This window comes from Coprococcus sp. RTP21204st1_G4_RTP21204_210225 (assembly GCF_040915385.1).
In the GTDB taxonomy this organism is placed as follows: domain Bacteria; phylum Bacillota; class Clostridia; order Lachnospirales; family Lachnospiraceae; genus Allocoprococcus; species Allocoprococcus comes.
On the sequence record NZ_JBCPDP010000017.1, the window covers coordinates 56,644 to 67,734 of the forward strand.

9 protein-coding genes and 1 pseudogene are annotated in these 11,091 nt (G+C 42.7%); 6 read left to right on the top strand and 4 right to left on the bottom strand.

The annotated features are described in order from the left end of the window. Positions 1-53 precede the first annotated feature (53 nt). Genes AB5213_RS13690 through AB5213_RS13700 form a run of 3 tightly spaced genes read right to left on the bottom strand, consistent with a single transcriptional unit; the run spans position 54 to position 3,877 of the window. Positions 54-1,562, bottom strand: coding sequence for an ATP-binding protein (locus tag AB5213_RS13690; protein WP_022220720.1), 1,509 nt, complete (start codon positions 1,560-1,562; stop codon positions 54-56). Further along, positions 1,559-2,863, bottom strand: coding sequence for a VWA-like domain-containing protein (locus AB5213_RS13695; RefSeq protein ID WP_270223153.1), 1,305 nt, complete (start codon positions 2,861-2,863; stop codon positions 1,559-1,561). Before AB5213_RS13695 ends, AB5213_RS13690 begins: the two co-directional genes overlap by 4 nt. Before the next feature lie 24 nt (positions 2,864-2,887). After that, positions 2,888-3,877 (bottom strand): leucine-rich repeat protein, encoded by a 990-nt coding sequence (locus AB5213_RS13700; protein WP_368276825.1) that lies wholly within the window; start codon positions 3,875-3,877, stop codon positions 2,888-2,890. A 203-nt stretch (positions 3,878-4,080) separates the two neighbouring features. Here AB5213_RS13700 and AB5213_RS13705 point away from each other — a divergent pair, with 203 nt between their 5' ends. Further along, positions 4,081-4,416, top strand: a complete 336-nt coding sequence (locus AB5213_RS13705) for a sporulation initiation factor Spo0A C-terminal domain-containing protein (RefSeq protein ID WP_008374659.1) — start codon at positions 4,081-4,083, stop codon at positions 4,414-4,416. A 162-nt stretch (positions 4,417-4,578) separates the two neighbouring features. On the opposite strand, the pseudogene AB5213_RS13710 reads toward AB5213_RS13705, so the two are convergent. After that, a pseudogene (locus AB5213_RS13710) lies at positions 4,579-4,806 on the bottom strand (manganese catalase family protein); the annotation flags it as partial. Between the two features lie 134 nt (positions 4,807-4,940). Here AB5213_RS13710 and AB5213_RS13715 point away from each other — a divergent pair. From AB5213_RS13715 to AB5213_RS13735, 5 genes are all read left to right on the top strand, one after another. Continuing rightward, complete coding sequence (locus AB5213_RS13715) at positions 4,941-7,994, top strand: VaFE repeat-containing surface-anchored protein (RefSeq protein WP_368276826.1); 3,054 nt, start codon at positions 4,941-4,943, stop codon at positions 7,992-7,994. 177 nt (positions 7,995-8,171) lie between these two features. Next, a complete protein-coding gene (locus AB5213_RS13720; RefSeq protein ID WP_055158624.1) occupies positions 8,172-8,495 on the top strand; it encodes a YdcP family protein in 324 nt (107 codons plus the stop codon). A 15-nt stretch (positions 8,496-8,510) separates the two neighbouring features. After that, positions 8,511-8,894, top strand: a complete 384-nt coding sequence (locus AB5213_RS13725) for a YdcP family protein (protein ID WP_035403730.1) — start codon at positions 8,511-8,513, stop codon at positions 8,892-8,894. A gap of 88 nt (positions 8,895-8,982) precedes the next feature. Then, positions 8,983-9,600, top strand: coding sequence for a hypothetical protein (locus tag AB5213_RS13730; RefSeq protein WP_368276827.1), 618 nt, complete (start codon positions 8,983-8,985; stop codon positions 9,598-9,600). 74 nt (positions 9,601-9,674) lie between these two features. Then, positions 9,675-11,072 carry an FtsK/SpoIIIE domain-containing protein gene (locus AB5213_RS13735; protein ID WP_368276828.1) on the top strand — a complete coding sequence of 466 codons (1,398 nt, stop codon included), beginning with the start codon at positions 9,675-9,677 and terminating at the stop codon, positions 11,070-11,072. Positions 11,073-11,091: the final 19 nt, after the last annotated feature.

Genomic DNA, 11,091 nt, shown 5'->3' on the forward strand with positions numbered 1-11,091 from the left:
TCATTATATGATACCACAGGCACAGTCGTTCTTATTCTGTCAGTTCTTGCTCTTTAATCTTCAACCAGTCCTCTTTCCACTACATTTTCCACGGCATCCATCTGTTCCAGGATTTCTTCACGGCGTTCATCCAAAAGTAAACCTTTGTTGTATTTGTAATACATCGCACAGTCATTTTCCCGCAGGAACGCAATGCTGTACACATTACTGTTGAGTTCCGTGACAAATACTGCCATTTCCTGGCTCTCGCCGAAAGCAGATTCCAGGAATTCAAAGCAGTGATTCAGCGTTTCCAGTGTCTTATCTGCCATTTGCTCTCTCTGCTCTTCTTCGCTGTCAAATGTGGCCTTTACAGACTCAAATTCCGGAGCTTTCTGGTATTCTTCCAATTTGCATAAAATACGCTCCATACGGTGCATTTCCGCCTTTGTAAGCTGTCCGGCGGCCTTCTTCTGTTCAACTTCCCGCCTAAGAGACTGAATTTTCGCAGCAAGGACCTCTCCCGGAACTGCACCTTCCTTTTGCAATTCCTCTTTATAAGCACACAGCTGAGCAAACAGTCCCTCCACAAATTTTTCCATCTCATATTCTTCTTTAAAAAGATCTGCCATCTTTCCGACCAGGAGATTTACCACACTCAGCCGCTCATCAAACGACGCAAATTTCAAACGTTCTAAGGTATCTTTTTCATAATATCCTGCAAGGATCCGCTCCAGTCCATACTCCTTCTGATACTTTCGGTAAAGCTCCAGATAATTTGCAAAATCCTTCGCTGTCTTCCAGTGCTGGAGGTACTGATGCACAACCTCACGATCCACCTCTTTACCAAGCTTTTCATAAACCTGGAGCAACCTTGACAGGTCTTCCCATCCTCTGGCTGTGACAAACATTTTTCCATCTACTGTATTTTCCATACGATAGAAATTCTCTTTTCGAAGTTCCAGATAAGAAAGCACTGCAGAATGGATTCCAACCTGATACGCATATTCCTTCCAGACATCAAAATCAGCTTCCACATCGATCCGCTTGATCCGGTCCAGTGTCACCACATCAAATTCCCGCACCGACTTATTATATTCCGGCGGATTCCCTGCCGCCACAATGATCCATCCCTCCGGCACACTCTGATTACCAAACATCTTGCACTGTAAAAACTGCAGCATAGTCGGCGCCAACGTCTCTGAAACACAGTTGATCTCATCAATAAACAGGATTCCCTCTTTCATGCCGCTCTGCTCTATCTTTTCATATACAGCAGCAATGATCTCACTCATCGTATACTCGGTTACCGAATACTCTTTTCCACCGTAGATCTTTGTCTGAATAAACGGAAGCCCGATCGCACTCTGTCTGGTATGGTGCGTGATCGTATACGCAACCAGTCCGATCTCACATTCCCTTGAAATCTGCTCCATGATCTGTGTTTTTCCAATTCCCGGAGGTCCCATCAGAAGGATCGGTCTCTGATGGATTGCCGGAATCTGATATTCTCCATATTCATCCTTCATCAGGTATGCCTGCACCGCATCCTTGATTTCCTGTTTTGCACGTTTAATATTCATCTATTTCTCACTCCTCTCAAATCTTCTTCATCCAGAACCAGTTTCATCGCCCACGGCGGAACTTCCTGTTCTTCTGCCCCGTCGTCCATAAATACAAACGCGGTCTGGTACAGAGGCATTTTCTGCGGATAAATCCCCTGTCCATCGGTAAAATAGATCACACCCTTCAGTTCAGTGAACCGGTGCGTCGCGATCAGATCATCAATATAGGCAAACGCCGGTCTGAAATCCGTTCCACCTTCCCCGGCAAGATCCAGCTTTTCCATATATTCCTGTAATTCTTCTTTACAGGTAATCTTCCTGTCCGACTGCACCTGGTCATCACATTGTATAATGTGGATATTGACTCTCTGAAAAAAGCTCCCTGCTTCACTTAAAATGCCATAGGTCTCCTCCAGAAATTTTTTTACCAGATCTCCTGAACAGGACATGGAAGTATCGATCACGATTGCAAAATCCTCCACTTTTTTCACTTCTTTCCATTCCTGTGGCTCGATCAGAGGCATATTTCCATAAAGGCGCAGTCCATAACTGTAAAATACATAATCAAAGCTGTCATCATCCACGGTAACCTCTTCCTTCAGCACAGCAAATTTATGCAAAAAGCTGCGGTAGTCATATCGCTGTCGGTTCTCAACCCGGACCTGATCCAGAAAATGCCCGGTATTTGATGCTGCTTCTTTCGAAAAAGTTTCCATATCGGTCTGCATTTTCTCGCTGATATCCTGCCACCTCTGGTTCATTTCGCTTTGTTTTTCATCATCTTCATCTTTTGCCCAGTACTTGTGATCATCCACGGTAAATTCCCGGACCATGCGCTCCATCTCTCTGTCCGAAAGCTTCCATCTTACCAGTACTCCATAAATTTTTTCCGCTGTAAATACCTTGATTTCCTCTTTCAGATCCCGGTAGGTTCTCTGTCTGATCCAGGACTGGCTTTTTCGTATATTCTGGAGGTTCCAGTCGTCAATCACAGATTCTACCGCAATATCCGCCGCCAGGTTCCATACAAGCTCTTCCCGTCCATTTCTGCGAAATACATGTCGGAAAATGCAGTGCAGAACCAGATGTAGATAGGCTCGGTTTACCTCGATCCGGTTCTGCCTGTACTCACCTCCCAGCATCTGCCCGTTAAAATACATTGTCTCTCCGTCTGTAGCAAGAAGGTCTACCGAAAAATCCTGTACATAATAAAACGCCGAAAGCGCCACATCCATAAATCTCATCTTCATATACAGTTCGTTCCTCGTCAGAACCAGTATTTTATGTCCGATTTCTTCCAGACCCTGTTCTAATGACATTTCTTCCAATCTTTCCACCTTCTTTTACAATACAAACTTTTTCTTCTTTTTTGGAAAACTACGGTAACGCTCGTCCATCAAAATAGCTGAAATCTCGGTCTGTCCTGCATCTGCCGCATAAGTAATCGTTTTTCCCAACGCTTGTTCATCAAAATAATGCTCTCTGCAGCAAAAAAGCAGAACCTCCTGCGGATCTCCGGCGGCGATTTCGCGTCTTTCTTTCACCGCATGGATACAGCTTTCTCCAATTCCTTCCATATGCGCCTTTACATAACTTTCATAGCGCAGCTTTGCCGCATCTTCCAGCTTCCACGGATATCGCAGACGCGTCAGAGCCACACTGAAAATTGCCTCTTCCGAATCTCTTGCTTCAGAAAGTGCAAACAACCGGTCGTATTTTCCGTAATCCAGTTCCCGCCGGTAAAAGCACTCCCTGTACTCTCCACCGGAACCATAATAATGCGTCTCCACGATCCGCGCCGGCGTATTTTCCACCGCATCTGCGTAATATTCCGGAAACAGGATCTTCGTCTCCGTTCCCTGATAACGCAGTGTTGCAATGATCTGATACCGGATCTCCGTCAGAATTTCCTTAAGACAGGACTTATTTCCATCCATAAAATCAATCTCCACCTTCTCCAGACGGCATCCGGTAAATACCCCGCTCCCCATCCGCACGATTGCATCTGTCCCATGGAAAAGTTTCAGATTCATACATCCATAAAACGCATAATTTCCAATTGACTGTACGGTAGACGGAAGATGGATTTCCCTTACCATTCCACCACAGCAGAGTTCTTCCGGTTGCGAAAAACGATCATTCTCTTCATCTGTCTCTGTCTGATAAACAGATGCATTTTTCTCTTCTTCATCTTTATGCAGCGAAAATGTATATGGAGCAATGCGGATGACAGGGATTCCCTCTATCTGCTCCGGTACTTTTATGATTCCTGAATCCTGCCAGATCCTGAGAATTTCAAGTCCGTTTTCTATTTTCTGATATTGTATCTTCATAAATTTCACTCCTGAAATTGATTCTGTCTGTTCTATCCAATTAAGGATTATAGCAAAAAAAAGCAGATTTTTCCATTATCCACTTCACACAATATATCGAAATCTCACGAAATATATCGTTATGGACAAAATTATTTACATATCTATAGAATTCCTTTATTCTATAGTTAGATAGTCGGTATGAATATTGGAAGGAGGTTCTTATGTATGATGTCAGGCATGTATTAAGAAAAGCTGGTCTTCGTTCCACGTACTCTGGTTATAACTATCTTGCTTCAGCAGTCGCCCTCGTTCTCAAAGATCAGGAATTTTACCTGAAGAATGTAACCTCTAATCTTTACCGCGTTGTCGGTGAGCAGTATGGCGTTTCCAACATGTGTGTTGAAGCCGCCATCCGTACAATGATCAACAGTTATTGGAATCAGAATTCCAATAAAATTTTAAGCCCGCTGCTTGGTTATCCTGTATTTGACAAACCGACCGCATCCGAATTTATTTCGATGCTGGCTGATTATATCCAGGATCATTCCTCTCGTTAATTATTAGATACTGGTAGAACTTATGCATTATCGCATATCAGCATGGTATATACAGAATAACGTTAGTAGGCTGACATTTAAAAAAGGTGCAGCCTATGAGGTCGCACCTTTTTTATCAAACCGGATTTTCATAATTGGGGACGTTTTTTCATACGCGCTGTTTTAATTGCCACAACTACTATTTGAATCCGTATCAAACTCCGGATTGATTGCATAAAAGTTCTTACTGTTCAGATTATCCTGAACGATCCTTAAACTTTCTCCAAATCTTTGGTAATGTACAATTTCCCGCTTTCTCAAAAAACGAATCGGATCACATACTTCCGGGTCTTTTACAAGCCTTAAAATGTTATCATACGTCGTCCTGGCTTTCTGTTCTGGGGCGACTTCGTAAGAACAACATTACAAAATATAATATGAAGATAAAACAAGCTATCCTACATAGTTCCAGTGTTTTCGATATTTAGGCGTTCAGAAATGAGCGTCTTTTTTCATACCCAAAATCGAAAGGAGAAAGAGAAAATATGAATAAGCTAGTAAAGCGATTGCTAACAGGAACGCTTGCTTTTGCAACCATTCTCACGGCATTACCAGTGACGGCGGTTCATGCTTCCGGCAATCAATACTGGACAGAATCAGCAGAACGTGTCGGTTACATTGAACACGTTATGAATGATGGTTCTATCAAATCTACATTCAATGAGGGACACATGAAAGTTGAGGGCGAAACTGCCTACTGCGTGGATATCAACACCAGTTTCAAGAATGGATATAAAACACGTTCTGACGCAAGCTCCCGTATGAGTAGCAATCAGATTGCGGACGTTGCTCTTTCCTTAGAATACGTCAAGCAATATACCGCTACTCATACGAACTTGAATTACAAACAGGGATACTTGCTGGAACAGTGTGTTGTCTGGCAGAGGTTGAGTGAACAGCTCGGCTGGCAGTGCGATAACGTCAGAGCTTCCTATAATGAAATCTCACAGGCAGTACAGAATGAAGTGTACACTGGTGCGAAAGCATTTGTGAAAGCAAATAAGGGACGCTATGAATGTGGCGGTTACATCTACACTGGCGAAGGACAGGACATCGGACAGTTCTGGGCGAAGTTAAATGTGGGAAATGCAAAGGTCAAAAAGACTTCTTCCAATCCCACGGTCACAGATGGCAACGCCAATTATTCCTTTGAGGGTGCGACATTTGGTGTCTATTCTGATAAGGGCTGTAACAGCCAGCTTGCCACACTTACTGCCGATGGAAACGGCGATACCAAAGAAGTTGAGGTAAAAGCCGGAACAGTTTACATCAAAGAGCTTTCTGCTCCAAAGGGTTACAAGCTGGATTCTACTGTCCATGCCTTAAATGTGGAAGTTGGAAAAACAGCGACATTGACTGTTTCCGATACTCCAAAGGTCACAGAAACTTTGATTGATTTATTTAAAATCGACATGGAAACAGGAAAATCTACTCCACAGGGAACTGCTTCTTTAGAGGGTGCAGAGTTCACATGGAGCTATTATGACGGTTACTACAATGCAGATAATCTTCCAGCAAAAGCTACCCGTACATGGACAACGAAAACCGTTGCCGAAAAAGACAGTGCCGGAACTATCCATTATGTATCCAGACTTGCTGACAGCTACAAAGTATCCGGCGACAGCTTCTATATACAGGACGGTAAAAATGTACTGCCACTTGGTACACTCACTGTCACAGAAACAAAAGCACCAAACGGTTATCTGTTAGAGGGTGCATATATGCAGGCTGACGGAAGTTCTGAACAGATTAAGGGAACATACCTTACACAGATTTCCGAAGATGGTGAACTTGCCGTACTTTCTGGAAGCAACCAGTATTCCGTATCCGACAAGGTTATCCGTGGCGGTGTGAAAATCCAGAAACGTGACCTTGAAACAAAAGATACCAAAGCACAGGGAAGTGCGACCTTACAGTACACAGAATTTAACATCATTTCCTTAAATGACAGTCCTGTGCTGGTTGAGGGGAAATTATATAACAAGAATGAAACCGTAAAGAAGATTCAGACAGGCATTGACGGAATTGCTTCTACTTCTGCTGACTTACTCCCTTACGGAAATTACAGATTAGAAGAAAACAAAGCACCAGAGGGTTACTTGACAGACGGTGCAAAGGCAATCGACTTTTCTATCACAGAAGATGGAAAAATCGTGGACTTGACCGACAAATCCCATTCTGTCTACAACCAGATTAAGCGTGGCGATATTGAGGGCGTAAAAATCGGTGCAGGTACACACAAACGTCTTGCAGGTGTTCCATTCAAAATTACAAGCAAGACAACGGGAGAATCCCATATTGTAGTCACGGACAAAAACGGTCAGTTCTCCACTGCTTCAAGCTGGGCTTCTCACAAGGTCAATACCAATGCCGGAAAATCCAGTGAGGACGGTGTATGGTTTGGTACATCTGAACCAGACGACAGCAAAGGTGCATTACTCTATGATACCTATGTGATTGAGGAATTAAAGTGTGATTCCAACGCCGGATTTAAGCTGATTCCAGCCTTTGAGGTGGTCGTATCCAGAAATAAAGTGACCGTAGATTTAGGGACACTGACCGATGAATACGAAAAAGAAATCACAATCCATACCACAGCTACCGACAAGAAAACAGGCGAAAAAATGATTGTTGCCGGAAAAGACATCAAGATCGTGGACAAGGTCACACTTGATGGCTTAGAAACAGGCAGAAAATATAAACTTTCCGGCTGGCAGATGTTAAAGGAAGAAAACGCCGAACTTCTGATTGACGGGAAACGTGTAGACAGTGATTACACATTCACTGCTGACAGCGAAAAAATGACGGTTGAGATTACCTTTACCTTTGATGGTTCTTCTCTTGGCGGTCAGAACCTTGTTACCTTTGAGGAATTGTACGATATGAGCAATCCGAAAGAGCCTGTCAAGGTTGCCGAACATAAAGACATCAACGATGATGGACAGACCGTTCTTATCACGGAACGTATCATCAAAATCCATACGACCGCTACGGACAAGAACGGCAAGAAAGAAATCGAAGCCGGAAAAGATGTAATGATTGTGGATAAAATCACATTAGATGGTCTGGAAGTTGGAACAAAATACAAACTTTCCGGCTGGCAGATGTTAAAAGAGGAAAATGCAGAACTTCTGATTGATGGAAAGAAAGTATCCAATGATTATGAGTTTACAGCCGACAATGAAAAAATGACGGTTGAGATTACCTTTACCTTTGATGGTTCTTCTCTTGGTGGCAAGAGCCTTGTCACATTTGAGGAATTATACGATATGACCAATCCAAACGAACCAAAGAAAGTGACAGAACATAAGGACATCACAGACGATGGACAGACCGTGACAATCAAGGAAGTGCCGGAAGTCCCAGACACACCAAAGGATAACGACACGCCGGATACACCATCTACGGTTACTAAGACAAGTGACAGCCCAAAAACAGGCGACAATACCAATATCTATGCTTATCTTGCCATGCTCGGTCTTTCCTGCGTAGGGCTTGGCGGTATGCTTTATTTCAAACGCCGTAGAAAAAAATCGTAAGGCGGTAATGTAGCGGTTGGTAGAGCGTTCAAGGTCGCCACCCTTTTTGCAACTTCACGCTCCCGTGAAGCTCTGATTTACGGGAGCGTGAAGTCCACTAGGGGCGTGGGGAGTGTAGCTCCCCATAAAGTAAAGCAGGAAAGAAACTAAAACAGAAAGAAAAGAGGTCAATCATTTATGGAATTAAGATTTGTCGTACCAAACATGGAAAAGACATTCGGAAACTTGGAGTTTGCCGGAGAAAATACTACGGAACAGCAGAGAATCAACGGGCGTATGGCTGTCATTAACAGGAGCTACAACCTGTATTCCGATGTACAGAGAGCTGATGATGTAGTTGTGACACTTCCTGCCAAAGCTGGCGAAAAACATTTCTCGCCGGAGCAGAAAGTAAAACTTATCAATCCACGTATTACTACCGATGGTTATAAAATCGGGGAACGTGGATTTGTCAATTACATCTTACTTGCAGACGATATGTTACCAGCAGAAAGTAAATAAGGGGGGATTCAGATTATGAGATTAGCAAATGGAATCGTCATTGATAAAGAAAAGACTTTCGGAGTGTTGAAGTTCTCCGCATTACGCCGTGAGGTTCATGTACAGAATGAAGATGGAACGGTCAGTGAAGAAATCAAGGAACGTACTTACGATTTAAAGTGCAACACACAGGGACGCATGATACAGGTATCCGTTCCGGCGACTGTTCCGTTAAAGGACTATGACTACAACGCCGAAGTGGAACTTATCAACCCTGTTGCAGATACGGTAGCCAATGCGAATTACCGTGGTGCAGATGTGGACTGGTATGTAAAGGCAGATGACATTCTTCTGAAGAACAAAGGCACTCATGCCGGAAATCCACAGAACAATGCTCCACAGCAACCGCCGAAGAAATAAATCCATAGCTTAGATTTTCATTGTACTGGTCAAATGTAATTGTTATAATGTATTAAATCATCAAATCATTTTTTTAGGAGTCATAAATATGGATTATAAAGATTATATAAAAGAGGAATATTGTGACGCATATGTACAAGAGAGAGATAATTTAGCTGATAGGCTGATTGAAGCAAAGTATAATTTGCTGTTCTTAAACATGGTATATGAACGAGATGTAGCTTATCGTAATAGTAATGATAGGACAGAAAGATTTGAGATTAGAGTTATCTTAAGGAGAATATATATAACCGTAGCTTGGGAATTAGTTCTTCAAATTAAAGCATTTACTGATGATAATGATAAGGATTGTTTGACCGTTAATAAATTTAAAAATAATATTTTTAAATTTATTAAAGACAAAAAGAAACAGGAGTATTATAATTCGTTAGGTGCAATAAGAAATGAAGCTGACCGAAATACTTGCAATAAATTGGTTGCTCACATATCTGAATATCGAAACAAGATTGTTGGACACAATATGCTAGATTCTCCTAAATTGACATTTGATATCCGTGATGCGGATTTTGTTATTTCGCAGTATGAGAAAGTATTTAATGTACTCAGTTTCCAAAATGAACGCTATGCGGAACGAGTGGCAGATTTAGCTGATGAAAAGGCAAGGTTTATTGAGAAATATTTGGACGCTGTATTGCCATTAAACTAAATAATATTTATATTCAAAAAGCAGTTGGTCTATACGATTGACTGCTTTTCTTATATCCAAAGAAAGGAGTTTTTATGAAAGCATGGAAAAAATCTAAAGGCAACAGGATTCGTGCCAGTGACAAATCACTGGTCTATCACTTCTGTATCGGCTGGCTGTTGCTCCTGTTCGTTGCGGTATTCCTGCTATTGAACCTGCGACAGCTTCTTGTTACAGACTGGAAAGAATTTAACCTGCTCCATGCCGGAATTACTTGGACTGCCTACAACTCCATTACGGTTCTGATAGCGACTGGTATTTGTGTATTGGTCACTTTTCTCTACTACCGTTACGGATATGACCGTATCAAGCGGTTGTTTCACAGGCAAAAACTGGCTCGCATGGTGCTAGAAAATAAATGGTATGAAGCGGAAAACACCAAAGACAGCGGTTTTTTCACTGACCTGCAAAGCAGATCAAGAGAAAAAATCGTGTGGTTTCCAAAGATTTATTATCAAATGGAAAAGGGATTGCTTCATATCCGCTGTGAAATCACAATGGGAAAATATCAAGAACAGCTCCTGTCCTTAGAGGATAAACTGGAATCGGGGCTGTACTGTGAACTGACCGACAAGACACTGCATGACGGCTATATCGAATATACCCTGCTCTATGATATGATAGCGAACCGTATTTCGATTGATGAAGTGATTGCTGAAAACGGCGGTCTGCGGTTAATGAAAAATCTGGTGTGGGAATATGATTCACTTCCCCATGCCCTTATCTGCGGTGGTACAGGTGGTGGAAAGACCTATTTTCTGCTGACCATCATTGAAGCATTGCTTAGAACCAATACGGATTTATACATTCTTGACCCGAAAAACGCTGACCTTGCAGACTTAGGAACCGTCATGGGAAATGTCTACCACACCAAAGACGATATGATTGAGTGCGTCAATGCCTTTTATGAGGGCATGGTCACACGCTCGGAGGAAATGAAACTGCACCCGAACTACCGCACAGGGGAAAACTATGCCTATCTGGGGCTTGCTCCACAGTTCCTTATCTTTGATGAATATGTGGCGTTCTTGGAAATGCTCACGACAAAAGAAAGCACAGCCCTGTTAAGCCAGCTAAAGAAAATCGTCATGCTCGGCAGACAGGCTGGATACTTTCTGATTGTGGCTTGCCAGCGTCCAGACGCAAAGTATTTCGGGGACGGTATCAGAGATAACTTTAACTTCCGTGTGGGGCTTGGTCGCATGAGTGAACTCGGCTACGGTATGCTCTTTGGAAGTGATGTAAAAAAGCAGTTTTTCCAGAAGCGAATCAAAGGGCGTGGATACTGTGATGTGGGAACAAGCGTCATATCTGAATTTTACACTCCCCTTGTACCCAAAGGTTATGATTTCTTAGGTACGATTGGGGAACTTATACACATAAGGCAGGACGGACAGGTGGCGTGCGAAGCGAAAGCCACAGGTACGGACTAGCCTTGCTGGTGTGGCGGTA

Excerpts from the sequence above, each read along its gene's own strand:
- AB5213_RS13690 (WP_022220720.1), bottom strand. The coding sequence starts at position 1,562 with ATGAATATTAAACGTGCAAAACAGGAAATCAAGGATGCGGTGCAGGCA.
- AB5213_RS13720 (WP_055158624.1), top strand. The coding sequence starts at position 8,172 with ATGGAATTAAGATTTGTCGTACCAAACATGGAAAAGACATTCGGAAAC.
- AB5213_RS13725 (WP_035403730.1), top strand. The coding sequence starts at position 8,511 with ATGAGATTAGCAAATGGAATCGTCATTGATAAAGAAAAGACTTTCGGA.
- AB5213_RS13715 (WP_368276826.1), top strand. The coding sequence starts at position 4,941 with ATGAATAAGCTAGTAAAGCGATTGCTAACAGGAACGCTTGCTTTTGCA.
- AB5213_RS13700 (WP_368276825.1), bottom strand. The coding sequence starts at position 3,877 with ATGAAGATACAATATCAGAAAATAGAAAACGGACTTGAAATTCTCAGG.
- AB5213_RS13705 (WP_008374659.1), top strand. The coding sequence starts at position 4,081 with ATGTATGATGTCAGGCATGTATTAAGAAAAGCTGGTCTTCGTTCCACG.
- AB5213_RS13730 (WP_368276827.1), top strand. The coding sequence starts at position 8,983 with ATGGATTATAAAGATTATATAAAAGAGGAATATTGTGACGCATATGTA.
- AB5213_RS13695 (WP_270223153.1), bottom strand. The coding sequence starts at position 2,863 with ATGTCATTAGAACAGGGTCTGGAAGAAATCGGACATAAAATACTGGTT.
- AB5213_RS13735 (WP_368276828.1), top strand. The coding sequence starts at position 9,675 with ATGAAAGCATGGAAAAAATCTAAAGGCAACAGGATTCGTGCCAGTGAC.